The sequence below is a fragment of the Pseudomonas mosselii genome (assembly GCF_003205295.1).
Taxonomy (GTDB): Bacteria; Pseudomonadota; Gammaproteobacteria; order Pseudomonadales; family Pseudomonadaceae; genus Aquipseudomonas; species Aquipseudomonas mosselii_B.
The window spans coordinates 118,975-143,958 of sequence record NZ_QJRP01000001.1; the positions used below are offsets into that span (position 1 = coordinate 118,975).

Genomic DNA, 24,984 nt, shown 5'->3' on the forward strand with positions numbered 1-24,984 from the left:
TACGCTCAATATGTCCTTTCGCGGTGCTTGTGGAGCTTGCATGGTATCGACAGACCGCCCCACCCATTCGGTAATGCCCGAGGCGCGCTACGAGCAGTTGGTCCAGGCAGTGGTGGACTATGCCATCTACATGCTTGACCCGACTGGTCATGTGGTGTCCTGGAATGCGGGCGCGCAACGAATCAAGGGTTATCACGCCGACGAGGTGATCGGTCGGCATTTCTCGTTGTTCTTTACCGATCAGGACCGTGCCGAAGGCCGTCCGCAACGCCTGCTGCGCCAAGCCCTGGAAGAGGGCAAGGCGCAGGACGAGGGCTGGCGCGTGCGCAAGGACGGCACGCAGTTCTGGGCGCTGGCGGCGCTGGATGTGATCCGCGACCAGTATGGCAAGGTCATCGGTCTGGCCAAGATCACCCGCGACATCACCGATCGGCGCGAATCCGCCCTGCAACTGGATGCCATGCGCGCGCAGCTGTTCCAGGCGCAGAAGCTCGAGGCGCTCGGGCAACTGACCGGCGGCCTGGCCCATGACTTCAACAACCTGCTGACCATCATTCTCAGCTCTGCCCGGCTGGCGTGCGGCAGCCAGGATCCGGCACGGGTGCGGCGTCTGCTCGAGCATATTCTCGACGCCGGCCAGCGCGGTACCCAACTGACCCAGCAACTGCTGACCTTCGCCCGGCATCGACAACTGAGCATCACCAGCATCGCCCCGGCCCAGGTGATCGACACCACCTGCGGATTGGCGGCGCACGTGCTGCCCAGGGACATCGAACTGCTGCCGCAGGTGCAGCCGGACCTGCCATTGATCGAGGTGGATGCCGGGCAGTTGCAGATGGTCCTGCTCAACCTGGTGTTCAACGCCCGTGATGCCATCGCGGCGACGGGGCAGATCCACCTGGTGGTCGAAAGTGTCCGCTTGGCCGGTGAGGTGGAAGGGCTGCATGGGCACTTCGTGCGTTTCGATGTGCGTGATGACGGGCAGGGCATCGACCCGCAGATACTGCCGCGGATCTTCGAACCGTTCTTCACCACCAAGGCCTTCGGCAAGGGCACCGGCCTGGGGCTGAGCCAGGCCTATGGTTTCGCCCGGCAGAGCGATGGCGCGATCAGCGTGTCCAGCCGCCCCGGCGAAGGCACCTGCATGAGCCTGTACTTTCCCGCCCGAACGGGTGCCGATACACCTTCGACCGACGGATAGACGACCATGGTAGAGCAACTCAAACGGCTGGCCACGGGCATTGAGGGGCTCGATGCACTGCTCAGGGGCGGGCTGGTGGTCGGTGCTTCCTACATCGTCCAGGGCCACCCGGGTTCGGGCAAGACCATCCTCGCCAACCAGCTGGCCTGCAACCATGTGCGCGACGGTGGCCGGGTGCTGGTGGCGACCTTGCTCAGCGAGTCCCATGAACGCCTGTTCCAGTACTTGTCGACGCTGAGTTTCTTCGATCCGGCGCTGGTGGGGGACAGCATCCAGTTCGTCAGCGCCTTCGACACCCTCGAGCAGGATGGCCTGGACGCAGTGGTCAGGCTGTTGCGCCAGGAGATTGCCCGGCAGCAGGCCTCCTTGCTGATCGTCGATGGCCTGCTCAACGCCCGATCGCGGGCGGAAACCAGCCTGGACACCAAGAAGTTCGTCTCCGAACTGCAGGGGCATGCGGCATTCGCCGGTTGCACGGTGCTGTTGCTGACCAGTGCGCGGCTGGAGGAAGACAGCCCGGAGCACACCATGGTCGATGGCGTGATCGAATTGGGCGAGCACCTGGTCGGCAGTGCCGCGGTGCGTCATGTCCAGTTGCGCAAGACCCGCGGCAGCAGCGCGCTGTCCGGGCGCCACGAGTGCCTGATCAACGAGGCGGGGTTGCAGGTCTATCCGCGCCTGGAGTCGCTCTACAGCCGGCCCAGCCAGCCGGACGGACAAACCCTGGCACGGGTCGCCACGGGGGTCGCCGACCTCGATGGCATGCTCGGTGGCGGGTTGGCCGAGGCGTCGGTGAGCCTGTTGATGGGACCCTCCGGCGTGGGCAAGACGGCATTGGGCATCGCATTTCTCGCCGCCTCGACGAAAACCGCGCCGGGCCTGCATTTCGGTTTCTACGAGACACCGGCGCGGTTGCGTTTGAAGGCGTCCGCGCTGGGCTACGACCTGCCGGCGCTGGAACGCGATGGCGTGGTGCAACTGAGCTGGCAGCCTACCACCGAAGGCCTGCTGGACCAGCTCGGCGCCCGCCTTTTGAAACAGGTCGAGGCATTGGGCGCCAGGCGCGTGGTGATCGACAGCCTGGGTGCCTTCGGTCGCCTGGCGTTGGAACCAGCCCGCCTGAACGCTTTCTTCCGGGTGCTGACCGGCGAGTTGCGCGCCCGTGGCGTCACGGTGCTGCTGACCTGGGAAATGCGCGACATCTTCGGCTCGGAGATCACCGCGCCGGCCCCGGATCTGTCGAGCATCGTCGACAACCTGATCCTCATGCGCTTCGCTGAGCTCGATGCACAACTGCACCGTGCCCTGTCGATCATCAAGGTGCGCGACAGCGACCATGATCCGGCCCTGCAGGCGTTGAATCTGGGGCCCATGGGCATCAGCCTGGCGCGGGCGTTCGAGGGCGCCAGCGGCGTGCTCAGTGGCTCGGCGACAACGCCAGGAGACCGCTGATGGGATGAACAGCATCCAGGGCGTTAATGAGAAGAAGATCATTCTGATCGTCGACGACGAGTACCTGATCGCCGATATCCTGGGTTTCGCCCTGGAGGACGAGGGCTACCTGGTGGAAAAGGCCAGCAATGGGCGCAAGGCCCTGGAGGCCCTGAGAGAGAAGCGCGTGGACCTGGTGATCACCGACTACATGATGCCGGTGCTCAATGGCGAGGAGTTGCTCAACGCGATTCGTGACGAGCTGCAGATGGCGGACCTGCCGGTGATCCTCATGAGCGGTGCCCAGGCCAGCCAGGGCCAGGCCTGCCCCGGAAGGTTCGCGGCGGTGTTCGACAAGCCATTCGACATGGACCGGATGATCGCCACGGTGCGCGAACTGCTCGGCACCTGAGGTTCGGGAGAGGCTCCCCGCATGGGCGGGCAATCGATCAGGCGCATCCGTGCGGCATGATGCGTTGGCTTGGGATTACTCGTCGTTGCTCTTTTCCGGCGCTGGGCTGCCGGCCTGGATGCGCTTGTAGATCTCTTCACGGTGCACCTGGACATCCTTCGGTGCATCGATACCGATCCTCACCTGCATCCCCTTGACGCCCAGAATGGTGACTTTGATGTCGTCGTCGATGACGATGCTTTCGCCAACCTTGCGTGTGAGTATCAGCATGTAGTTCTCCTTGGTGATGTAGAAAACCGCCGAGCCTGATGGTCTGCGGTGGGAGCCTGTCCCTCTTCCTTCTCATTAAAGACGCTTTCGGCGGATAGTAATTCCCCGACAGACAAATTCTGTTATCGATCTTTAGTTACAGGAGCCATTCGGGATGCTACGCATTCCCCTGGCCAAGGTGCTCGGTGGCAAGGATAGGGTGCTTGGCGCCATATGGGAAATTTCTCTGCTCGATGAACTAAATAGTGGGGGTCAATGATCGTTTTGGGTCGCCAGGGCCTCGAGGAAACGCAGCAGCGACACTTCCTCGGGTTCCAGGCCCTTGCGCGCCCGTGTGCGGGGCAGGTCCGCCAGACGCCCGAGCTGGAAGTGTTCAAGGACTGCCGGATGTATGTAGCAGCGCCGGCATACCGCCGGCGTGTTGCCCAGGCGCGCCGCAACCTGGCGGACGATTTCGGCAACCTGGCGCCGGGCCTCGCTGTCCGGTTCCCAGGCCAGCGGCCGCAGCAGGCTCAGGGCCAGGCTGCTGCCGGCCCAGGTGCGGTAGTCCTTGGCGGTGAAATCGGCGCCAGTCAGTTGCTGGAGGAACTGGTTGACCTCGGTCGAGCCGATGCCATGGCGCTGACCCTGGTCGTCCAGGTACTGGAACAAGGCCTGGCCGGGCAGTTCCATGCAGCGCTTGACCAGCCCGGCCAGGCGCCGATCGGTCAGGGTGACGTTGTGTTCGACGCCGCGCTTGCCACGAAACTGGAAGCGGATACGGCTGCCCTTGACCTGCACATGGCGGGTATTGAGCGTGGTCAGGCCATAGGAGCGGTTGTCGCGCAGGTACTGGCGGTTACCGATGCGGATCAGCGTGCTGTCGAGCAGGCTGATCACCAGTGCCATGACCTTCTCCCGGCCCAGCCCCGGGCGGGCCAGGTGCGCATCCAGTTGCTTGCGCAGCCTCGGCAGCGCTTCGGCGAAGGCCAGCATGCGCCCGTACTTGTGCTGGTCGCGCAGCTCGCGCCATTGCGCATGGTAGCGATACTGCTTTCGTCCCCGGGCATCCCGGCCGGTGGCCTGCAGGTGGCCCTGCGGGTCGGCGCAGATCCACACATCGGTGTAGGCCGGGGGGATCACCAGGGCGGCGATGCGCGCCAGGGTGTCGGCATCACGGACCCGCTGGTTGCTTGCGTCGAAGTACTGAAATCGATCGCGCCAGCGCCGCCGGGTCAGGCCGGGCTGGCTGTCATCGACGTAGTGCAGGGCGGCAGGCAGCGGGCAGTCGGGCATGGGCGCGGTCCATCAAGGGCACTCTTGCTGCAATGGACAGCGTCCGTTGCGTCATTGCTCAACCCAGCAGCGCCACCGACTTGATCTGCGCCCACAGCATCTGCCCAGGCTGCACCGCGAGCTGGTCCGCCGAATAGCGGGTGATGCGCGCCAGCAGGGCGTTGCCGGCGGCATCCAGGCTGACCAGCACATGGGCCGGGTTGTCCGCCGGGCGGCACTCGCGGACCCGCACCGGCAGGCGGTTGAGGATGCTCGAGGCGCCGTCCGCGGTGAGTGCCAGGCTGACATCCCGGGCCTGCACCTTGAGGCGCAGGGTGCTGCCCATGTGTAGCCCGGGGTGGGCGATGCGCAAGCGCTGGCCGTCACCACCGGGCAGGCGCAGCTCGAACAGCTGGTAATGTGGATCGTGGCCCACCACCACGCCTTCGAGCACCACGCCGGCATCCTCGCCCTGGGCCAGTGGCAGGTCGAGGCGCGCCAGGGTCTGGCCGATCGGCCCGCTGGCCACGGCCTTGCCCTGTTCGAGCAGGACCAGGTGGTCGGCCAGGCGCGCCACTTCGTCCTGGGCATGGCTGACGTAGATCAGCGGGATGTCCAGCTCGTCGTGCAGGCGCTCCAGGTACGGCAGGATCTCGCGCTTGCGCGCGCTGTCGAGCGCAGCCAGCGGCTCGTCCATCAGCAGCAGCCGTGGGCTGCTGAGCAGGGCCCGGGCGATGCCGACCCGCTGCGCCTCGCCGCCGGACAGGGTCGCCGGTTTGCGCGCCAGCAGGTGGCCGATGCCCAGCAGCTGGCAGGCCTGCTCCTGGCTGATCTTGCGCGCCTCGGGGGCGATGCGGCGCCAGCCGAACTCGAGGTTGCCGCGCACCGACAGGTGCGGGAACAGGCTGGCTTCCTGGAACACGTAGCCGACCGGGCGTTGGTGCGGCGGGATGAAGTGCCCGCGGGCGCTATCTTCCCAGACCTCGCCATTGACCTCGATGTAGGCGCTGGCGGCCCGCTCGAGGCCGGCAAGGCAGCGCAGGCATGAGGTCTTGCCCGAGCCGGAATGGCCGAACAGGGCGCTGATGCCGCGTCCGGGCAGGTTCAGGTCGACGTTCAGGGTGAAGTCGTCACGCGCCAGTTTCAGGCGCGCCTGTATCGATGCGCTCATGTCAGCTCCAGCCGGCCTTGCCACGGCGGCCGGCATAGAGCATCAGCAGCACCAGGAACGAGAATACCAGCATGGCCCCGGCCAGCCAGTGCGCCTGGCTGTATTCCATGGCCTCGACGTGATCGAAGATCTGCACCGAGACCACGCGGGTCTTGTCGGGAATGTTGCCGCCGATCATCAGTACCACGCCGAACTCGCCCACGGTGTGGGCGAAGCCGAGGATGCTGGCGGTGACGAAGCCGGGGCGCGCCAGCGGCAGCACCACGTGGATGAAGGTATCCCACGGGCTGGCGCGCAGGGTGGCGGCCACCTCCAGCGGGCGCTGGCCGATGGCGCCGAAGGCGTTCTGCAGAGGCTGCACCACGAAGGGCATGGAGTACACCACCGAGCCGATCACCAGCCCGGTGAAGCTGAACACCACGCTGCCCAGGCCCAGGGACTGCGTGGCCTGGCCGATCCAGCCGTGGGGGCCGAGGGCCAGCAGCAGGTAGAAGCCGATCACGGTCGGTGGCAGCACCAGGGGCAAGGCCACCACCGCGCCAATTGGCCCGCGCAGCCAGGAGCGGGTGCGCGCCAGCCACCAGGCGATGGGCGTGCCCAGCACCAGGAGGATGGCGGTGGTCAGGCTGGCCAGCTTGATGGTCAGCCAGATCGCGCCCAGGTCACTGGCGTCGAGCGGCATCAGAGCTCATAGCCGTAGGACTTGATCACCGCGGCGGCCTTCGGGCCCTTGAGGTAGTCGACCAGGGCCTTGGCGGCCGGGTTGTCCTTGCCTTTGTTGAGGATCACCGCGTCCTGGCGGATCGGGTCATGCAGCTCGGCGGGCACGATCCAGGCGGAGCCTTCGCTGACCTTGCCGTCCTTGTAGATCTGCGACAGGGCGACGAAGCCCAGCTCGGCATTGCCGGTGGACACGAACTGGAAGGCCTGGGTGATGTTCTGGCCTTCGACGATCTTCGCCTTGGTAGCCTCGGTCAGCTTCAGCTTGTCCAGCACCTGGGTGGCGGCCAGGCCGTAGGGCGCGGCCTTGGGGTTGGCGATGGACAGGTGCTTGTATTCGTTCTTCTTCAGCACTTCGCCCTTGGCGTCTACGTAGCCCGGCTTGGCCGACCACAGCGCCAGGGTGCCGATGGCGTAGGTGAAGCGCGAGCCGGCGACGATCTCTTTTTCCTGCTCGAGCTTGGCAGGGGTGCTGTCGTCGGCGGCGAGGAACACTTCGAACGGTGCGCCGTTCTTGATCTGTGCGTAGAACTGGCCGGTGGCGCCAAAGGCGGCGACCAGCTTGTGGCCGGTGTCCTTTTCGAAGTCCTTGGCGATGGCCTGGATCGGCGCTGTGAAGTTGGCCGCTACAGCGACCTGGACTTCATCGGCCTGGGCGGCGTTGACGGTGATCAGGGTGGCCAGGGCACTGAAGGCCAGGTGGGACAGGCGAATACGCATGCAAACGGCTCCTAGGGACGGCGGGTTATCGTTATGGTTTGAACTATATAGCGATACGCCATCCGTCGGGAAGAGGGTGTCCGAGTATTTCCTGATCTATGGGTCAGCTTTTTGTTGTCTGCCCGGCAATGGCCCGAGTCAGGTCGCCCGCTGGCATATGCCGCCCCAGGCGCAGCGCCTGTCCCGACCACAGGTTGCTGAAGTCGGCGTTGCCCTGTGGATCGGTGATCGCTCGCAGTGGCATCAGCGCGCCGCCGGCCAGAGGGAAGCGTGGGGCGAGGGGACTCATCGGCCCCAGTTCGCGCATCAGGCGGTTGTTGATGCCGCGGGCCGGACGACCGGTGAACAGGTTGGTCAGGGCGGTATCGCTGGCGGACGCGCTGTCCAGGGCGCGGCGGTGCGCCGGGGACACCTTGGCTTCGGGGCAGAACAGGTACGCGGTGCCGACCTGCACCGCCGAAGCCCCCAGGGCCAGGGCGGCGACCAGGCCGCGATGATCGCCGACACCACCCGCCGCGATCACCGGCAGCTTCACGGCATCGACCACCTGGGGCACCAGGGCGAAGGTGCCGATCTGGCTGGTGATGTCGCTGCCGAGGAACATGCCGCGATGGCCGCCGGCCTCGTAGCCCATGGCGATGATCGCGTCGCAGCCGTGCTGCTCCAGCCACAGTGCTTCCTCCACCGTGGTGGCGCTGGACAGCACCTTGGCCCCGGTCGCCTTGACTCGCCGCAGCAACTGGGCCGCTGGCAGGCCGAAGTGGAAACTGACCACTTCCGGGCGCAGTTCCTCCACCAGCTGGCAGCTCAGTTCGTCAAAGGGCGCGCGGTTGGACACCGGCGTCGGCGCCTCGAAATCCGCGCCAACTTCCTCGTAGTAGGGCTTGAGCGCCTGCTTCCAGCGGGCATCGCGCTCGGGGTCGGGCGCCGGCGGCTGGTGACAGAAGAAGTTCAGGTTGAGCGGGCCCTGGCAGGCTGCGCGGAAAACCTCGATCTCGCCGCGCACCTGCTCGGCGCTGAGCATGGCGCAGGGCAGGGCGCCCAGGCCGCCGGCGTTGCCGACGGCAATGCCCATGGCCGAACCGCTGGCGCCGGCCATGGGCGCCTGGAGAATGGGCAACTCGATACCCAGCAGGTCGAGGATGCGACGGTCTTGCCAGGTGCTCATGGGCGACTCCTTGAGTGCGGGGCGTGCTGCGTGGTTACAAGGCCTTGCTGACCTGGATGTCGCTGATCTTGTCGGCGTCTTCGCCGTGGATCTTGCGCAGGGCTTGCTGCGCCTGCTCGAGGGAGGCGTCGGGCATCTGGGCGAAGTCCCAGCGGCGTTCGCCGTCGAGCTTGTACTTGATCACGTACTTGATGGTCTGGGTCATGCGGCTATCCGAGTGTTATCCGAGTTTCGACGACGAGCGACGAATGATCTTGATCTTGTGGCTGAGGGACGGCTTGCGCGTCACCGAGATCGGGCGGGTGGTCACGGTGTCGATGGTGATGTTCCAGAAACCGGTGCTGGGCACGGTGATCTTCGCCGGGAAGCGCTCGAAGTGGCCGCCGTGGTAGGTATGGCGCCCGCCATTCTTGAAGCTGCGGAAGTTGGCGTCGTTCATCAGGCGGATGTTGCAGCGCTGGGAGCACTCGATGACGACGATGTCGTCCTCGTTCAGGTGCTCGCGCTGGTGTACGAATTTCATGGGGTGCTCCGCAAGGATTGGTTCAGCAAACGCGAAAGATACCACGATGTGAGGTTACACTTGCGCCCGGGCTGGCCCGGCCAAGGAGATTTCTGCCAGACGTGGGAGCAAAACCGCCTGGATGTGGTCAGAGGATGACTTTGCAGATGCTGGAGAGATGTGGATGAAATGGGTAGTAGCCGCGGTATCGCTGGCGTTGGGTGGCTGTGTCAGCGTGACGGAGCTCGAGCAGTCCCACGCGACGCTGGATGTGATCTCCGGCAAGACGCCGCGTGAGTATGCCGACTGTGTAAAGGACAAGTTGGCCGATACGCGTGATCCCTTGCAGGAAGAGGTGCGGGGCGATGGCCTGCGCCTGACCGTGCCGCAGAAACTGTCGTCCGGTGTTGGCCCGGCGGCGTTGTTCGATATCGACAAGCGCGGCAGCGGCAGCGCGATCAAGGTGTATGAGCGGCTGAACAACTTCCCGTTGCGCCTGGGCGATGTGCGTACTTCGGCGACCCAATGCATCTCCGGTTCTTGATCCAGCTCAGTTAATCGGCAATTAGCTGGCGGTTTGCCACTTTCCTTCCCGGTGACGCGTTGTCGCACGCTGGGGAATAGGCCTAGTATTTCTGGGCTTATATCGTTTAAGCCTAAGCTTATAACAAGGAAATGGAGCCTCCGTGATGAAACCCCTGAGCCATGTCCTGATCGGCAGTTTGCTGATCCTGGCCTGGCCCTCGGCGCACGCTGCCGATGGCCAGAAGATCTTCAACCAGGGCGGGCAGAACCCCGCCGCCATGGCCTGCCTGGGCTGCCATGGCGCCGACGGCAAAGGTATCGCCGCCGCCGGCTTTCCCCGCCTCGCCGGCTTGCCTGCCGGTTACCTCAGCAAGCAATTGCACGACTTTCGCAATGGCAGCCGCAAGCAGGCGGTGATGGAACCGCTGGCCAAGGCCCTGGATGATGCCGAGATAGAGGCGGTCAGTGCCTACCTGGCCAAGCTGCCGGCCGATGCCGCAGCGGACACGCGTCGCCAGCAGATCGCCAACGATCCGGTGACCCGCCTGGCGATCTACGGCGACTGGAACCGTATGATCCCCGGTTGCGTGCAGTGCCACGGCCCGGGCGGCAGCGGCATCGGCGAGCACTTCCCGCCGCTGGCCGGGCAGCCTGCCGGTTACCTGGTGGCGCAACTCAATGCCTGGCGCGATGGCAGCCGCAGCAACGATCCCAACCAGTTGATGGTCAACGTGGCCAAGGCGATGACCGATGCCGAGGTCAAGGCGGTCGCCGACTACTTCGCCCAACCGGCCAGCCAGGAGGTCAAGCCATGAAAGTCCTGATGCCAACCCTGCTGCTGGCGATGGGCACTGCCCAGGCCACCCCCATCGCCATGGAAGACCAGTCACAGCTCAAGGTCCCGGGGGTGCAGGCCGCTCCGCAGTTCGTGCCGCCCGCGGAAAGCGCCATCCCGGACAATGCCTTCGGCAAGATGGTCCGTGAAGGCCACGCGCTGTTCGTCGATACCCGTCGACTGATGCCCGACGCCGTCGGCAACGGCATGAACTGCAGCAACTGCCACCTCGATCAGGGGCGCATGCCGCATTCCGCGCCGCTCTGGGGCGCCTACCCGATGTATCCGGCTTATCGCAAGAAGAACGACAAGGTCAACACCTTCGCCGAGCGCATCCAGGGCTGCTTCACCTTCAGCATGAACGGCAAGCCGCCGGCGGCCGACAGCCCGCAGATGACGGCGCTGAGCGTCTATGCCTACTGGTTGTCGACCCAGGCGCCGACAGGCGTGGAGATCGCCGGTCGCGGCTATCCGGAAGTGCCCAAGCCCGAAGGGGGGTACGACTTCAAGCGTGGCAAGCAGGTGTACGACACGCAATGCGCGATCTGCCACGGCAGCAATGGCGAAGGGCAGAAGGTGGCCGGTGAATATGTGATGCCGCCGCTGTGGGGCAAGGATTCCTACAACTGGGGCGCCGGCATGCACCGAATCAATACCGCGGCGTCGTTCATCAAGTACAACATGCCACTGGGCAAGCCCGGCAGCCTGAGCGACCAGCAGGCCTGGGACGTGGCGGCCTGGATCAACCGCCATGAGCGGCCGCAGGATCCGCGGCTGGTCGAAGGCTCGATCGAGAAGACCCGGCTGAAGTTCCATGCCAACGACGGGGTCAACCTGTATGGGCAGAAGGTCGATGGCGTGCTGATCGGACAGGGGATCGGCGGCTGATTCGACGTCATCGCGGGACATCTTAGTGCCCCGCGATGATGCCGCCAGGCGCTTAATATTCACGCCCTGGCGGAACTATCTACACTGGAATATCTCTATGATGGCATCGGCCAGCGCGGGGGGCATTGTAAGGTGACTGCCGCGTGATTAGACTGCGCCGAATTTCGTACGCAAAGCCCTTGTTAAGGACGTATATGATCAAAAAATGCTTGTTCCCGGCAGCCGGTTACGGCACCCGCTTCCTGCCCGCTACCAAAGCCATGCCCAAGGAAATGCTGCCGGTGGTCAACAAGCCACTGATCCAGTATGGCGTCGAAGAAGCGCTGGACGCCGGCCTCAACGAGATCTCCATCGTTACCGGTCGTGGCAAGCGTGCCCTGGAAGACCACTTCGACATCAGCTACGAGCTGGAAAACCAGATCAAGGGTACCGACAAGGAAAAATACCTGGTCGGCATCCGTCGACTGCTCGACGAGTGCTCGTTCTCCTACACCCGCCAGACCGAAATGAAAGGCCTGGGCCACGCGATCCTCACCGGCCGTCCGCTGATCGGCGACGAGCCGTTTGCCGTGGTGCTGGCCGACGATCTGTGCGTCAACCCGGAAGGCGATGGCGTTTTGACCCAGATGGTCAAGCTGTTCAAGCAGTACCGCTGCTCGATCGTTGCCATCCAGGAAGTCGACCCGCAGGAAACCAACAAGTACGGCGTGATCGCCGGCGAAATGATCCGTGACGACATCTACCGTGTGACCAACATGGTCGAGAAACCGGCCCCCGAGGACGCGCCTTCGAACCTTGCGATCATCGGCCGATACATCCTGACGCCGGACATCTTCGACATCATCCAGAACACCCAGCCTGGCAAGGGCGGTGAAATCCAGATCACCGACGCCCTGCTGCAGCAGGCCAAGGATGGCTGTGTAATCGCCTACAAGTTCAAGGGCAAGCGTTTCGACTGCGGTGGCGCTGAAGGTTACATCGACGCGACCAACTTCTGTTTCGAGAACTACTACAAGACCGGCAAGGCGTACTGATACGCCAGGCAAGTCCGAGAGCCACCCCACGGGGTGGCTTTTTTGTTTGCGGCGGCCAACGGCGCTATGCTGGGCGCCTGCCTAGGAGACTGAATACATGGCCTACGATTTTGATCTGTTCGTGATTGGCGCCGGTTCCGGCGGTGTGCGCGCGGCACGGTTCGCCGCCGGGTTCGGCGCCAGGGTGGCGGTGGCCGAAAGCCGCTACCTCGGCGGTACCTGCGTCAACGTCGGTTGCGTGCCGAAGAAGTTGCTGGTGTACGGCGCGCATGTCGCCGATGAGCTGGAACAGGCCGCGGGCTTTGGCTGGACCCTGGAAGAGGGGCACTTCGACTGGGGCACGCTGATCGCCAACAAGAACCGTGAGATCGAGCGCCTCAACGGCATCTACCGCAACCTGTTGGTCAACAGCGGAGTGACCCTGCTGCAGGGCCATGCGCGCCTGACCGGTGCCCACGAGGTGGAAGTCGAAGGCCAGCGCTATAGCGCCGAGCACATCCTCATCGCCACCGGCGGCTGGCCGCAGGTGCCGGACATCCCCGGCAAGGAGCTGGCGATCACCTCCAACGAAGCGTTCTACCTCAAGGACCTGCCGCGCCGGGTACTGGTAGTGGGCGGTGGCTACATCGCCGTGGAGTTCGCCGGTATCTTCCAGGGCCTGGGCGCCGACACCACGCTGCTGTACCGCGGCGAGCTGTTCCTGCGCGGCTTCGACGGTTCGGTGCGCACGCACTTGAAGGAGGAGCTGGAAAAGCGCGGCATGAACCTTGAGTTCAACGCCGATATCCAGCGCATCGACAAGCTCGACGACGCCAGCCTGAAGGCCACCCTCAAGGACGGTCGCGAGCTCGTTGCCGACTGCATCTTCTACGCCACCGGGCGCCGGCCGATGCTGGACAACCTGGGCCTGGAGAACACCGGGGTGGAGCTGGACCCGCGTGGTTTCATCCGTGTCGACGAGCAGTACCAGACCACCGAGCCGTCGATCATTGCCATTGGTGACGTCATCGGCCGCGTGCAGCTCACCCCCGTTGCCCTGGCCGAAGGCATGGCCGTGGCCCGGCGCCTGTTCAAACCCGAGCAGTACCGCACGGTCGACTACCAGAACATCCCGACCGCGGTGTTCAGTCAGCCGCCGATCGGCACCGTGGGCCTGACCGAGGAACAGGCGCTGGCCGCCGGGCACAAGGTGCAGATCTTCGAGAGCCGCTTCCGGGCGATGAAGCTGACCCTCACCGATATCCAGGAAAAGACCCTGATGAAGCTGGTGGTCGATGCCGACACCGACAAGGTGCTGGGCTGCCACATGGTCGGGCCGGATGCCGGCGAGATCATCCAGGGCCTGGGGATTGCCCTGAAGGCGGGGGCGACCAAGCAGCAGTTCGACGAGACCATCGGCGTGCACCCGACCGCCGCGGAAGAGTTCGTGACCATGCGAACCGTAACCCGCTGATACGCGTTATCCCAGATCGCGGGGCAAGCCCGCTCTCACGCCCAGTTACCTTCTGGCGTGGGAGCGGGCTTGCCCCGCGATGTTTTTTGCTCCCCGCAATCCTTTGCTCAGCCCAATCCCTTCTATTAATAATCCCGCCTTATAGCCAAAACCAATCACCAGCATGAGCTTTGCCAATGAGCCTTCGAGGGGACCAGCGGTTAGGATTCTCTCCGTCAACCGATTTCAACCCATGAAGGAGCGTCTCTCATGCCAATCATCAACAGCCAGGTCAAACCGTTCAACGCCACCGCTTTCCACAATGGCGAATTCGTCCAGGTCAGCGAAGCCGACCTCAAAGGCAAGTGGTCCGTCGTGTTCTTCTACCCGGCCGACTTCACCTTCGTCTGCCCGACCGAACTGGGTGACCTTGCTGACAACTACGCCGAGTTCCAGAAGCTGGGCGTGGAAATCTACGGTGTGTCCACCGACACCCACTTCACCCACAAAGCCTGGCACGACACCTCGGACACCATCGGCAAGATCAAGTACCCGCTGATCGGTGACCCGACCCACGTCATCTCGCGCAACTTCGACGTGCTGATCGAAGAAGCCGGCCTGGCCGATCGCGGTACCTTCGTGATCAACCCGGAAGGTCAGATCAAGATCGTTGAAATCAACGACGGCGGTGTAGGCCGTGACGCCAGCGAGCTGCTGCGCAAGGTCAAGGCTGCCCAGTACGTTGCCGCCCACCCAGGCGAAGTGTGCCCGGCCAAGTGGAAAGAAGGCGAAGCCACCCTCGCTCCGTCGCTGGACCTGGTCGGCAAGATTTAAGGCCATGCGTCAGATGCGGGCGGTGAGCAACCGCCACTTCTAAGTTGTCACCGCCCCGTAAAAACGCCCGGGCGATCTCGCCTGGGCGTTTTTGTATCCGAGTTTTGATAAAGGAATCGCCCGTATGTTGGACGCCACGCTTAAATCGCAACTGAAAACCTACCTGGAGCGGGTCACCCAGCCGATCGAGATCGTTGCCTCCCTCGACGACGGCGCGAAGTCCCGCGAACTGCACGACCTGCTGGTGGAAATCGCCGGCCTGTCGAACCTCATTACCTTCAGCGCGGATGGCAGCGACGCCCGTCGTCCTTCGTTCTCGCTGAACCGCCCGGGGGCCGAGATCAACCTGCGTTTCGCTGGCATCCCCATGGGCCACGAATTCACCTCCCTGGTGCTGGCGCTGCTGCAGGTCGGTGGCCACCCCTCCAAGGCCAGTGCCGAAGTGATCGAGCAGATCCAGGCGCTGGAAGGCGAATTCACCTTCGAGACCTACTTCTCGCTGTCGTGCCAGAACTGCCCGGACGTGGTCCAGGCGCTGAACCTGATGGCGGTGCTCAACCCCAATGTGCGCCATGTCGCCATCGATGGCGCGCTGTTCCAGGATGAAGTCGAAGCGCGCAAGGTCATGGCGGTGCCGAGCATCTACCTGAACGGCGAAGTGTTCGGCCAGGGCCGCATGGGCCTGGAAGAGATCCTCGGCAAGATCGACACCAACGCCGGTGCCCGCCAGGCCGAGAAGATCAACGCCAAGGACGCCTTCGACGTGCTGGTGGTCGGGGGTGGCCCGGCTGGCGCCGCTGCCGCGATCTATGCCGCCCGTAAAGGCATCCGCACCGGTGTCGCCGCCGAGCGCTTCGGTGGCCAGGTGCTCGACACCCTGGCGATCGAGAACTTCATCTCGGTGCAGGAGACCGAAGGGCCGAAGCTGGCCACGGCCCTGGAAGAGCACGTCAAGCAGTACGACGTCGACATCATGAACCTGCAGCGCGGCGAAGCGCTGATCCCGGCCACCGACGGCGGCCTGCACGAAGTACGCCTGGCCGGCGGCGCCTCGCTCAAGGCCAAGACCGTGATCCTCGCCACCGGTGCCCGCTGGCGTGAAATGAACGTGCCGGGCGAGCAGCAATACCGCGCCCGTGGCGTGGCCTACTGCCCGCACTGCGACGGCCCGCTGTTCAAGGGCAAGCGTGTGGCGGTGATCGGCGGTGGCAACTCCGGCGTGGAAGCGGCCATCGACCTGGCGGGTGTGGTCGCCCAGGTGACCCTGATCGAGTTCGACAGCCAGCTGCGCGCCGATGCCGTGCTGCAGCGCAAGCTGCACAGCCTGCCGAACGTCAAGGTGATCACCAGTGCGCTGACCACCGAAGTGCTCGGCAATGGCGAGAAGGTCACCGGCCTGCGCTACAAGGACCGCACCAGCGACACGCTGCATGACCTGGCGCTGGAAGGCATCTTCGTGCAGATCGGCCTGCTGCCGAATACCGACTGGCTCAAGGGCACGGTCGAGCTGTCGCCACGTGGCGAGATCATCGTCGACGCCAAGGGCCAGACCAGCATCCCGGGCGTGTTCGCCGCCGGTGACGTGACCACCGTGCCGTACAAGCAGATCGTCATCGCCGTGGGCGAGGGGGCCAAAGCCTCGCTGGCGGCCTTCGATCACCTCATCCGCACCTCGGCTCCGGCTTGATCACCAGGCCCCGCACATGAAAACGCCGCCATTCCCCGAGGGATGGCGGCGTTTTCATTACTGGACGGTGACAGCGCGGTCAGGCGCCACGGCGCTCCATCGCCTGGCACGCCGCGGCGGTGAACAGCACGTCGGTGGAGGAGTTCAGCGCGGTCTCCGCCGAATCCTGCAGCACGCCGATGATGAAGCCGACCGCCACCACCTGCATGGCGATCTCGCTGGGAATGCCGAACAGGCTGCAGGCCAGCGGGATCAGCAGCAGCGAGCCGCCGGCCACGCCCGAGGCGCCACAGGCGCAGACCGCCGCCACCACGCTGAGCAGCACCGCGGTCGGCAGGTCCACCGGGATGCCCAGGGTATGCACGGCGGCCAGGGTCAGCACGGTGATGGTGATCGCCGCGCCGGCCATGTTGATGGTCGCGCCCAGTGGGATCGACACCGAATAGGTGTCCTCATGCAGGCCGAGCTTTTCCGACAGCGCCAGGTTGACCGGGATGTTGGCCGCCGAGCTGCGGGTGAAGAACGCGGTGATGCCGCTCTCGCGCAGGCACAGCAGGGTCAGCGGGTAGGGGTTGCGGCGGATCTTCCAGAACACGATCAGCGGGTTCATCACCAGCGCCACGAACAGCATGCAGCCGATCAGCACGCCGAGCAGGTGCAGGTAGCCGAGCAGCGCGTCCAGGCCCGATTGCGCCAAGGTGGCGCTGACCAGGCCGAAGATGCCCAGCGGGGCGAAGCGAATCACCACGCGCACGATCAGGGTCACGCCGTTGGACAGGTCCTCGACCACGGTGCGGGTGGTGTCGTTGGCATGGCGCAGGGCCACGCCCAGGCCGATGGCCCAGGTCAGCACGCCGATGAAGTTGGCGTTGAGCAGCGCGTTGACCGGGTTGTCCACGGCGCTGAGCAGCAGGTTCTGCAACACCTCGGCGATACCACCTGGGGCGCTCAGCGCAGCATCGCTGGTGCTCAGCGCCAGGTTGGACGGGAACAGCATGCTCGCCGCCACGGCCACGACCGCCGCGGCAAAGGTGCCCAGCAGGTACAGCCAGAGGATCGGACGGATGTGGGTTTCCTGGCCATGGCGGTGGTTGGCGATCGAGGCCATCACCAGGATGAACACCAGCACCGGCGCCACGGCCTTCAGGGCGCTGACGAAGACCTTGCCGAGGAACGCCAGGTCGCGGGCCACGGCGGGGGCGAGCAGGGCGAGGAGGATGCCGGCCACCAGGCCGATGCAGATCTGCGTCACCAGGCCGGTGCGGTTGATGAGGCGGAGGATGGGGGTCATGTGCAGCGCAATCCAGTTACGTGAAAGCGCGCGACTTTACCACAGTCCTTGCTGGCCCCTGTAGGCGCAGGCTTACCAGTGGAACAACTCCCGTCGCGCGCCTTCGGTGATCGCCAGGATCCCTGGGTGCTTGACCTTGCGCTCCACCGAAATGGCGTAGAACGACTCGTTCACCGCCTCGGTCTGGCCGATCAGCCGCACCCCGTATTGGCGGCAGACTTCCTCGGCGATCACGCTGGGGGCGACGAAGATGCCGCTGCCCGACTGGCCGAAGGCCTGCATCAGCGCGCTGTCGTCGAATTCGCCGACGATGCGCGGCTGCACCTGCTGCTCGGCCAGCCAGCGCAGCAGCCTACTGCGCACCACGGTTTCCTGGCCGGGGATCAGCAGCGGCGCGTCGTCCAGGCAGGCAGGGAAGGGCCGGTCGAGGCGTTCGGCCAGCGTGGGTGTGGCGAAAAAGCTCAGGCCGCATTCGCCGAGCTTCTGGCTGTAGCCCTTGATGTCCAGGTGGTTGGGCATGGGGCTGTCGGAGATCACCAGGTCCAGGCGCTGGATCGCCAGGTCTGCCAAGAGCCGTTCGAGCTTGTCCTCACGGCAACTGATGCGCAGCACCTCGTCCAGCTCCATGGTCGGCGCCAGCAAGCGGTAGACGATGGACTTGGGCACCACGTCGGCCACCCCCACGCGAAACAGGATCTGCTCCTGCGGCCCGGCCCGCAGCATGGCCTCCAGCTCGCCGCCGATCTGGAACATCTGTTCGGCGTAGACCAGCGCCTGGCGCCCGGTCTCGGTCAGCTCCAGCTGGCGCCCGACGCGCTGGAACAGCTCCAGGTTCCAGGTCTGCTCGAACAGGCTGATCTGGCCGCTGATGGTCTGCGGGGTGAGGTTCAGCTGCTCGCTGGCGCGGGCGATGCTGCCGGTCTTGGCCACGGCCCAGAAATAGTGGAGCTGGCGGTAGTTGAGCATGGCCTGCCTCGGTTCGGAAAAACCGAAGTATACACGCTGAAAAAACGAATTTTCCGGATGTTTCAGCCTCTTTAGAATGCCACCCCATCAGGCGCACGACGCGCCGCCCGGAATTCGACAAGCGAGGACTCCATGCTACAACTCAAATCCATTGGTACACCGCTGGTGCTGGCCCTGGCCCTGTTTGCCATGTCCGGTTGCGACCAGGCCGAGAAATCCGCCCAGCAGATGCTCGACCAGGCCGCCGAAACCGCCAAGCAGGCCATCGACAAGACCAACGACGCCGCCCAGCAGGCCTTGAGCGACGCCATCGGCAGCGAAGGCGAGAAGGCCAAGGCCGAAGACGACAAGAAAGACACCCAGGACATTTGAGAGCAGGACTGACCAATGGAATATTTGCTGGAACTCGCCGCAAGCCCGACCGCCTGGGTTGCCCTCGCCACCCTGGTGGCCATGGAGGTCGTGCTGGGTATCGACAACCTGATCTTCATCTCCATCCTCACCAACAAGCTGCCCGAGGCCTACCGCTCCAAGGCACGGCGCATCGGTATCAGCATGGCCCTGGTCATGCGCCTGGCGCTGCTCAGCACCGTGGCCTGGATCGTCCAGCTGACCGAGCCGGTGGTCGAGGTGTTCGGTCATACGTTCTCGTGGAAGGACATGATCCTCATCGCCGGTGGCCTGTTCCTGCTGTGGAAGGCGACCAAGGAGATCCATGAAAGCGTCGACCCCCATGGCGCCAAGGAAGAGTCCAAGGCCGGCAACGCCGTGACCATCGGCTTCACCGCGGCGATCTTCCAGATCCTGCTGCTGGACATCGTCTTCTCGATCGACAGCATCATTACCGCCGTGGGCATGACCGAGCACCTGCCGATCATGATCATCGCCGTGATCAGCGCCGTGATCGTGATGCTGGTGGCCGCCGACCCGCTGGCCAAGTTCATCAACGACAACCCGACCGTGGTGATGCTGGCCCTGGGCTTCCTGATCATGATCGGCATGACCCTGATCGCCGAAGGCTTCGGCGCCCATGTACCGAAAGGCTATGTGTATGCGGCCATGGCGTTCTCGACCGCGATCGAGATCCTCAACATCCTGGCGCGTCGGGCACGTTTGAAGCGTGAGGCGGCCGAGGGCAACTGAGCCGCAAGCTGCAAGTGATATGCAAGAGGGAGCCTAGGCTCCCTCTTGTCGTTCATGGCTCGACGTTTGTAGATGCCGTCAATGCGCCCCGGCATGCCGCCGGGCACGACGCACGGGCTGTGCCTTGGCCACGGCCTGTGGTGGCAGGTGATGAGGGTGGGAATGCCGGCGCACGATGCGCAACACCCCCCAGAGCATGGCCGCCGCGACGCTGAGCCACATGCCGACCAGCATGAGAATTGCCATTGTCAGGCTCATGTGTGCCTCCTTCTCTCTGGCGAGCCGGGCCCGCCATCCAGACACAGCTTCAGTCTAGCCTGTCGCCTGTGACGTTCCATTGACCGAAGGTCTAGTGCTTGGGCCGTTTCGTTCCAAGCCCGCATCGGGCTATACCCGCGGGCGCCGGCGTCCTATGATCGGCTTCTTGGCCGGGCGCTGCCTGCCTGGCCGCGGAACAAGCGAGTGCCCACGTTGCAAAAGCTCCCCAAGTTTCGGGCCCAGGGCCCACGTCGCCTGCTGGCCGCCTGCCTGGTGGCGGCGACCCTGTCCGGCTGCGCCGGCACGCCACCTGCCGCGATCAAGGGCCTGCCGCAGCGGGTCGAGATCAGCAGCGTGCCGTTCTATCGCGGCAACGCCAACCACAGCGGCTCGATGGCCCTGGCCGCGGTGCTGTCGCAACAGGGCGCGCCGATTACTCCGGGCCTGCTCGACAAGGCGCTGGGCCTGCCCCAGGCCGCCGAATCGCTGGACACCGGGATTCCCCGGGTAGCCCGTGAGTATGGTCGGGTGGTCTACCCGTTGGACAAGCACATGGACGCCTTGCTCGCGCAAGTGGCCGCCGGGTATCCGGTGCTGCTGCGCTATCAGGAAGGTTCAGCCTGGTGGAGCGAGACACGCTACGCCGTGCTGATCGGCTACGACCGCTACAAGCAGCGGGTGCTGTTGCGTTCGGGCATGCATCGACGGCAGTTGATGGCCTTCGATGATTTCGAGTCGGCATGGGCCAAGGAGGGCAGTTGGGCGGTGCTGCTGCAGTCGCCACGGCAACTGCCGGCCCAGGTGGATCGCCAGCGCTGGTTGCGGGCGGCGGATGAGCTGGCCCGTTCAGGGCAGGAGATTGCCGCCAGGCAGGCCATCACCAGCCTGGGCCAGTGATGGCTTGGGTTGTTGCAGGACAACCCCGGCAGCTGAAACGTGCCTCTACAGATCGAATGAGAGCATTGTCGCGAAAGGGCTTATTGGATTGCCGTCTCGTGCAGGCACCGCCACACCACCCCACGGTTGCTGCATTCGAGCAATGCCAGCGACCAGCGTGCCTGCGTCACGCCCTGCGTGCGGTGGGTTTCCTTGTAGCGCACAGCCACGTTCACCCCGGCCTGCCACACCACTTGCACATTGTCGACGGTGATCTGCAGCGCGGGCCTGGTCCCGGCGGCCCCTTTGAACAACTGCTCGACCTGCTGACGGGTCACCAGCGTGCCTGTCGTGCCAACCATGCTGAAATCGTCAGCGAACACTGCCATCAGGCCGCCGAGCACCGACTGGGTCTCGGCCGCCGGGCGGGAGAAGACCACCTGGATCAGTTCGTGGATGTGGTGAATGCTGCGTTCGGCGCGGGCAATCGCGTGTTCAGGCATGGGCGTGGTTCTCCTTGGGCAGTGTGTTCAGGGACAGCAGTGGCGCCAGCCCCAGCAGCGCGGCCAGGGCGAAGGTCAGGTGATAGGCTGCGGACGCGGCCAGGCCCACCAGCAGCAGGTTGAAGATCATCAACAGCAACGCGGCGCCGACACTGAAGGCCATCTGGCGATTGAGGTTCCACAGTACGCTGGCCTGCTGCATCCGCTCGCCGCTGAAGTCGAGCAGCGCGGTGGTCTGGGCGGTGTTGGCGCCGATGCCGCCGCCGATGCCCATGAGGCCGTAGGCGGCCATCAGTACGGCGCTATCCGTCGGGGTGTCGACCATGACCAGCAGGCCGATACCCAAGCTGTGCAGAAGCATGCCGAACAGCAACAGGCGGGCGGCACCGGCGCGGTTGTACAGGCGGCCGGCCAGCAGCATGGCGGCGAAGGCCCCGGCGGCGTAGACCAGCATGAACAGGCCGGTGGCCTGGGCGCTCAGGTTCAGCACATCCTGCAGGTAGAAGATGTTCAGCAGGTTGACCCCGGTGAACACCCCAGGGATCGCATGGTAGACCTGCATCGAGACCCGCAGGCGAGGGCTGCCGAGCAGCTTGAGCTCGACGATGCCCCCAGCCGAGCGTTGGTAATGGGCGCGGTACAGCAGGGCGCAGGACAAGCCGGCCAGTGCGCAGGTGATGGCCAGTTCGACGCCATGACCGGCGCCATACAGCGACAGGCCCAGCAGCAGGCAGGCGAGGGCGGTGCTGACCAGCAGCAACCCCTTGAAGTCCGGACGGGGTGTTGCCGGGCCCGGCGTCTGGTCAATCCAGACCCAGGCCAGCAGCGCCGTCAGCAGGGCCAGCGGAATGTTGCAGTGGAAGACCCACGGCCAGCGGCCATGGTCGACGATCATCCCGCCCAGGGAGGGCGACAGTGCCGGCGCCAGCAGCGCCACGGCCATCACCAGGGTGGACACGCGGGCGCGCTCCGGGCCCTGGAACCGTTCGAAGGTCAGCGCCTGCCCCACCGGGATCAGCAAGCCACCGGCCATGCCCTGCAGCAGACGCCAGGCGATCAGCGCGGCGAAACTTGCGGCCTCGCCGCAGCCCCACACGGCCACGCTGAACGCCAACATGGAGGCGCTCAGCAGCCGCCGAGCGCCCCAGCGGCTCGCCAGCCAGGTGCTCACCGGCACGGCCAGGGTCAGCCCGAGCATGTAGGCATTGCCGACCCAGGCGCTGCTGGCATTGCCGATGGCGAACTCGGCCGCGATCCGCGGCAACGCCACGGTTGGCATGAACAGGTTGATGCAGTCGATAAAAAAGCCCATCAGGAAGATCGTTGCCACGCGATACCGGTACGTCATTGCCACTCCTTTTCGGCGCGCAGAGTAGGTGCCGTGGACTGTCCCTGTCGATGTCGCTACCCTTGAAACTCTGTTTGATGGAAGTGAACAATGCCGCGCACGGCCCTCCACACCCAGCTCAACCGGGTGCAGACGTTTCTGGCGGTGGTCGATTTCGGCTCCTTCACCAAGGCGGCGGACTTTCTCGGCATCAGCAAAGCCATGGCCAGCCAGCACGTCAAGGCACTGGAGCAGGCCCTGGGGGTGACGCTGCTGGCGCGCAGCACCCGGGCCATCGCCCCGACCGAAACCGGCCAGGGCTTCTACGACGATTTCAAGGTGATCGTCAGCGATGTCGAGGGCGCCTTCGACAGTGTGCTGCGTCGGCACAACAGCGTGGCGGGCAGGCTGCGCATCAGCACCACCGGGGAGTACGGCGAGCGCTTCATCCTGCCGCTGATCCCGTTGTTCGCCGAGCGCTACCCGGCGCTGTCGATCAGTTATGAAATCGACTCGTCGCTGAGCGACCTGATTGCCGAACGGCTCGACCTGGTGGTGCGCCTCGGCGCCCTGACGGACTCGAACCTGCGCAGCCGCAAGCTGGCCGACTACGACATTCTGCTGGTTGCCTCACCGGCGTTTCTCGACCGTCATGCCATTGCCAGGCCTGCGGACCTGGCGGATGTGCCCTGGATCGCCAACAGCAACCTGCGCAGCCCGACCAGCTGGACCTTGCATGGCGGGCGCAAGGGCAGCGCGAGCGTGGTGGGCAGGGCGGCCTACCAGTCCAATGCATCCCACGCCATCCGCGCGATGGCCTGCGCCGCGCTGGGGGTGGCGGTGCTGCCTGCCTGGTTGGTCGAGGAGGATCTGGACGCCGGCAGGTTGCGGCGTGTGCTGCCGGATTACAGCCTGCCGGCGCAGCCGATCAGCGTGGTCTACCCCAACGGCAACCATGTGCCGCACAAGACCCGGGTGTTCATCGACTTCCTGGGCGAGCACCTGGGGCGCTAAGGCTCCAGGCCGATACCGCGCAGGATGACGCCGGTGACGGTCTGCACCGCTTGCTCGAACGCCAGGTCGGACAGCGGCTCGCCGCCATTGAGCAGGCTGACCTGGTAACCGAAGTCGGCGTAATGCTGGGTCGCAGCCCAGATCATGTACAGCAGCGCCGACGGCTCCACCGGCAGGATGCGCCGGTCTTCGACCCAGCTGCGGATCTTCGCCTCCTTGAGCTGCGCCCAGGGCACCAGGATGTCGTCCAGGCTGGCGCCGAGCAGCGGGGCGCCACGGAGCATCTCCTCGGCCCAGATCTTCGAGCCCAGTGGCCTTGAGCGCGAGTGTCCCATCTTGGCGCGGATGTAGCTGGTCAACACCACCCGCGGGTCGTCGAAGTGCTCGAAGCACAGGGCGTCCTGCTTCCATACATCCAGCAGGTCCTGCAGCACGGCGCGGTACAGCTCGTCCTTGGTGCTGAAGTAGTAGTGCAGGTTGGAGCGCGGCAGTTGCGCCAGCTCGGCGATATCACCCATGGAGGTGGCGCCGTAGCCCTTGTCGGCGAATACCTGCTCGGCGGCTTGCAGGATCTTTTCGACGTTGCGCCGGCGGATCTCGATCTTGTGGTTGGCCATGGGCTGTCCGTGGTGACCTGAACAGGGCAAGGCTAACAGCTTTGCCGTGCCCAAGGTAAACGGCCCGTGCGCGATCCCTGTAGGAGCGGCCTCGTGCCGCGAAAGGGCCGCAGAGCGGCCCCGGCAATTTCGGCTGCGAAGCTGAAATCCTTGGGGCCGCTACGCAGCCCTTTCGCGGCACGAGGCCGCTCCTACAGGTGAACGCGTCAGCCCTGGCTATTCGGCAGCAGGGTCAATGCCTGGCGGCTTGCGTCACGCAGGTCTTCGGCAGACACGCCATCGCGGGCCTGAACCGAGATGCCATGAAGGAAGGTGGCATACAAGTGGCCGAGAGCCTCGACCTGCGTGTCGGCCGGCAGTTGCCCCTGGTCACGGGCCAGGCGCAGGCGCTCGATGATCGATTCGGTGCGCTGCCGGCGGTGCCCGGACAACCATTGCTGGACCGCCAGGTTGTCCGGCGCCACGCCGCTGGCGGCGCTGACCACCAGGCAGCCCCTGGGCTCGTCGGCGCGGGTGTAGGTGCTGATGGCGTCCTCGAACATTTGCGCCAGCGCCTGGTGGATGTCCGGCAGGGCCAGGGCGCGGTCGGCGAAGCCACCCTCGGCCGACTCGTACAAGGCCACGGCCTCCTCGAACAACTGCTGCTTGCTGCCGAAGGCCGCATAGATGCGTGCGGAGGCGATGCCCAGCGCAGACACCAGGGCCGACATCGAGGTGCCCTCGTAGCCATGTTCCCAGAACAGCCGCATCGCCTTGCGCAGCGCCTGTTGCTTGTCGAATTCCCGAGGTCGCCCTGCCATCGCTCGTCTGCCTGATTACGCCAAACCCGCATTCTAGCCAATTTGCGATTGACGGGCAGCGCCATTCGACTCTATTGTTTGTCGATCAACAAACAATGAGATGGC

The 24,984-nt window shown here is 64.9% G+C and carries 29 protein-coding genes; 14 read left to right on the top strand and 15 right to left on the bottom strand.

Going from position 1 to position 24,984, the window contains the following annotated elements; genetic code table 11:
* Nucleotides 1-40: 40 nt before the first annotated feature.
* Genes DMX06_RS00605 through DMX06_RS00615 form a run of 3 tightly spaced genes read left to right on the top strand, consistent with a single transcriptional unit; the run spans nt 41 to nt 3,044 of the window.
* Complete coding sequence (locus tag DMX06_RS00605) at nt 41-1,201, top strand: two-component system sensor histidine kinase NtrB (RefSeq protein ID WP_110733519.1); 1,161 nt, start codon at nt 41-43, stop codon at nt 1,199-1,201.
* Between the two features lie 6 nt (nt 1,202-1,207).
* Entirely contained in the window at nt 1,208-2,653 is a 1,446-nt protein-coding gene (locus DMX06_RS00610; RefSeq protein ID WP_110733522.1) for an ATPase domain-containing protein, read from the top strand.
* A 4-nt stretch (nt 2,654-2,657) separates the two neighbouring features.
* Nucleotides 2,658-3,044 carry a response regulator gene (locus tag DMX06_RS00615; RefSeq protein WP_110733524.1) on the top strand — a complete coding sequence of 129 codons (387 nt, stop codon included), beginning with the start codon at nt 2,658-2,660 and terminating at the stop codon, nt 3,042-3,044.
* Nucleotides 3,045-3,119: 75 nt separating this feature from the next.
* Here DMX06_RS00615 and csrA read toward each other — a convergent pair whose 3' ends face one another.
* The 8 genes from csrA to DMX06_RS00650 form a co-directional block, all read right to left on the bottom strand.
* Nucleotides 3,120-3,314: a carbon storage regulator CsrA gene (csrA, locus tag DMX06_RS00620; protein ID WP_023628788.1), complete on the bottom strand. Its 195-nt coding sequence runs from the start codon at nt 3,312-3,314 to the stop codon at nt 3,120-3,122.
* A 252-nt stretch (nt 3,315-3,566) separates the two neighbouring features.
* Complete coding sequence (locus tag DMX06_RS00625) at nt 3,567-4,589, bottom strand: DNA topoisomerase IB (protein ID WP_110733526.1); 1,023 nt, start codon at nt 4,587-4,589, stop codon at nt 3,567-3,569.
* Between the two features lie 58 nt (nt 4,590-4,647).
* Entirely contained in the window at nt 4,648-5,739 is a 1,092-nt protein-coding gene (modC, locus tag DMX06_RS00630) for a molybdenum ABC transporter ATP-binding protein (RefSeq protein WP_110733528.1), read from the bottom strand.
* A gap of 1 nt (nt 5,740) precedes the next feature.
* Entirely contained in the window at nt 5,741-6,421 is a 681-nt protein-coding gene (gene modB / locus DMX06_RS00635) for a molybdate ABC transporter permease subunit (protein ID WP_110733530.1), read from the bottom strand.
* Nucleotides 6,421-7,179, bottom strand: a complete 759-nt coding sequence (gene modA / locus DMX06_RS00640; protein ID WP_110733532.1) for a molybdate ABC transporter substrate-binding protein — start codon at nt 7,177-7,179, stop codon at nt 6,421-6,423. Before modA ends, modB begins: the two co-directional genes overlap by 1 nt.
* A gap of 103 nt (nt 7,180-7,282) precedes the next feature.
* Complete coding sequence (locus DMX06_RS00645) at nt 7,283-8,347, bottom strand: NAD(P)H-dependent flavin oxidoreductase (RefSeq protein WP_110733535.1); 1,065 nt, start codon at nt 8,345-8,347, stop codon at nt 7,283-7,285.
* Between the two features lie 34 nt (nt 8,348-8,381).
* Nucleotides 8,382-8,552, bottom strand: a complete 171-nt coding sequence (locus DMX06_RS26240; protein WP_181427758.1) for a hypothetical protein — start codon at nt 8,550-8,552, stop codon at nt 8,382-8,384.
* 15 nt (nt 8,553-8,567) lie between these two features.
* Nucleotides 8,568-8,870, bottom strand: coding sequence for a DUF1883 domain-containing protein (locus DMX06_RS00650; RefSeq protein ID WP_110733537.1), 303 nt, complete (start codon nt 8,868-8,870; stop codon nt 8,568-8,570).
* Nucleotides 8,871-9,033: 163 nt separating this feature from the next.
* Between DMX06_RS00650 and DMX06_RS00655 the strand changes: the two genes are divergently transcribed.
* The 7 genes from DMX06_RS00655 to ahpF all read left to right on the top strand — a co-directional run bounded on the left by DMX06_RS00655 (nt 9,034) and on the right by ahpF (nt 16,084).
* A complete protein-coding gene (locus DMX06_RS00655; protein WP_110733539.1) occupies nt 9,034-9,393 on the top strand; it encodes a hypothetical protein in 360 nt (119 codons plus the stop codon).
* Nucleotides 9,394-9,538: 145 nt separating this feature from the next.
* Entirely contained in the window at nt 9,539-10,189 is a 651-nt protein-coding gene (locus tag DMX06_RS00660) for a c-type cytochrome (RefSeq protein ID WP_110733542.1), read from the top strand.
* Entirely contained in the window at nt 10,186-11,097 is a 912-nt protein-coding gene (locus tag DMX06_RS00665) for a c-type cytochrome (RefSeq protein WP_110733544.1), read from the top strand. Before DMX06_RS00660 ends, DMX06_RS00665 begins: the two co-directional genes overlap by 4 nt.
* 194 nt (nt 11,098-11,291) lie before the next feature.
* The gene (galU, locus tag DMX06_RS00670) at nt 11,292-12,131 is read left to right on the top strand and encodes a UTP--glucose-1-phosphate uridylyltransferase GalU (RefSeq protein WP_110733547.1); all 840 of its coding nucleotides are present in this window, start codon (nt 11,292-11,294) and stop codon (nt 12,129-12,131) included.
* Between the two features lie 97 nt (nt 12,132-12,228).
* Nucleotides 12,229-13,584, top strand: a complete 1,356-nt coding sequence (gene gorA, locus DMX06_RS00675) for a glutathione-disulfide reductase (RefSeq protein ID WP_110733549.1) — start codon at nt 12,229-12,231, stop codon at nt 13,582-13,584.
* A gap of 249 nt (nt 13,585-13,833) precedes the next feature.
* Nucleotides 13,834-14,397: an alkyl hydroperoxide reductase subunit C gene (gene ahpC / locus DMX06_RS00680; RefSeq protein ID WP_008090543.1), complete on the top strand. Its 564-nt coding sequence runs from the start codon at nt 13,834-13,836 to the stop codon at nt 14,395-14,397.
* Between the two features lie 124 nt (nt 14,398-14,521).
* The gene (ahpF, locus tag DMX06_RS00685) at nt 14,522-16,084 is read left to right on the top strand and encodes an alkyl hydroperoxide reductase subunit F (RefSeq protein ID WP_110733552.1); all 1,563 of its coding nucleotides are present in this window, start codon (nt 14,522-14,524) and stop codon (nt 16,082-16,084) included.
* A gap of 79 nt (nt 16,085-16,163) precedes the next feature.
* On the opposite strand, the gene sstT is transcribed toward ahpF, so the two are convergent.
* Nucleotides 16,164-17,375 carry a serine/threonine transporter SstT gene (gene sstT, locus DMX06_RS00690; RefSeq protein ID WP_110733554.1) on the bottom strand — a complete coding sequence of 404 codons (1,212 nt, stop codon included), beginning with the start codon at nt 17,373-17,375 and terminating at the stop codon, nt 16,164-16,166.
* A gap of 72 nt (nt 17,376-17,447) precedes the next feature.
* Nucleotides 17,448-18,341, bottom strand: coding sequence for a transcriptional activator NhaR (gene nhaR, locus DMX06_RS00695; protein ID WP_110733556.1), 894 nt, complete (start codon nt 18,339-18,341; stop codon nt 17,448-17,450).
* Nucleotides 18,342-18,473: 132 nt separating this feature from the next.
* Between nhaR and DMX06_RS00700 the strand changes: the two genes are divergently transcribed.
* On the top strand, nt 18,474-18,713 hold the full coding sequence (locus DMX06_RS00700; protein WP_110733559.1) for a hypothetical protein: 240 nt from the start codon (nt 18,474-18,476) through the stop codon (nt 18,711-18,713).
* A 15-nt stretch (nt 18,714-18,728) separates the two neighbouring features.
* Complete coding sequence (locus DMX06_RS00705; protein ID WP_110733561.1) at nt 18,729-19,484, top strand: TerC family protein; 756 nt, start codon at nt 18,729-18,731, stop codon at nt 19,482-19,484.
* A 78-nt stretch (nt 19,485-19,562) separates the two neighbouring features.
* On the opposite strand, the gene DMX06_RS00710 is transcribed toward DMX06_RS00705, so the two are convergent.
* Nucleotides 19,563-19,742, bottom strand: a complete 180-nt coding sequence (locus tag DMX06_RS00710; protein WP_110733563.1) for a hypothetical protein — start codon at nt 19,740-19,742, stop codon at nt 19,563-19,565.
* A gap of 204 nt (nt 19,743-19,946) precedes the next feature.
* Between DMX06_RS00710 and DMX06_RS00715 the strand changes: the two genes are divergently transcribed.
* The gene (locus DMX06_RS00715; RefSeq protein ID WP_181427759.1) at nt 19,947-20,639 is read left to right on the top strand and encodes a peptidase C39 family protein; all 693 of its coding nucleotides are present in this window, start codon (nt 19,947-19,949) and stop codon (nt 20,637-20,639) included.
* Nucleotides 20,640-20,719: 80 nt separating this feature from the next.
* On the opposite strand, the gene DMX06_RS00720 is transcribed toward DMX06_RS00715, so the two are convergent.
* Together DMX06_RS00720 and DMX06_RS00725 are read right to left on the bottom strand one after the other, a co-directional pair.
* A complete protein-coding gene (locus DMX06_RS00720) occupies nt 20,720-21,121 on the bottom strand; it encodes a DUF4440 domain-containing protein (protein ID WP_110733568.1) in 402 nt (133 codons plus the stop codon).
* A complete protein-coding gene (locus tag DMX06_RS00725; RefSeq protein WP_110733571.1) occupies nt 21,114-22,469 on the bottom strand; it encodes an MFS transporter in 1,356 nt (451 codons plus the stop codon). Before DMX06_RS00725 ends, DMX06_RS00720 begins: the two co-directional genes overlap by 8 nt.
* A gap of 90 nt (nt 22,470-22,559) precedes the next feature.
* On the opposite strand from DMX06_RS00725, the gene DMX06_RS00730 reads away from it, so the two are divergent.
* Nucleotides 22,560-23,462 carry a LysR family transcriptional regulator gene (locus DMX06_RS00730; RefSeq protein ID WP_110733574.1) on the top strand — a complete coding sequence of 301 codons (903 nt, stop codon included), beginning with the start codon at nt 22,560-22,562 and terminating at the stop codon, nt 23,460-23,462.
* On the opposite strand, the gene DMX06_RS00735 is transcribed toward DMX06_RS00730, so the two are convergent.
* Both DMX06_RS00735 and DMX06_RS00740 read right to left on the bottom strand, forming a co-directional pair.
* A complete protein-coding gene (locus tag DMX06_RS00735; RefSeq protein WP_110733577.1) occupies nt 23,459-24,079 on the bottom strand; it encodes a TetR/AcrR family transcriptional regulator in 621 nt (206 codons plus the stop codon). The two genes, DMX06_RS00730 and DMX06_RS00735, sit on opposite strands and share 4 nt — an antisense overlap.
* Before the next feature lie 206 nt (nt 24,080-24,285).
* Nucleotides 24,286-24,879 (bottom strand): TetR/AcrR family transcriptional regulator, encoded by a 594-nt coding sequence (locus DMX06_RS00740; protein WP_110733579.1) that lies wholly within the window; start codon nt 24,877-24,879, stop codon nt 24,286-24,288.
* Nucleotides 24,880-24,984 lie beyond the last annotated feature (105 nt).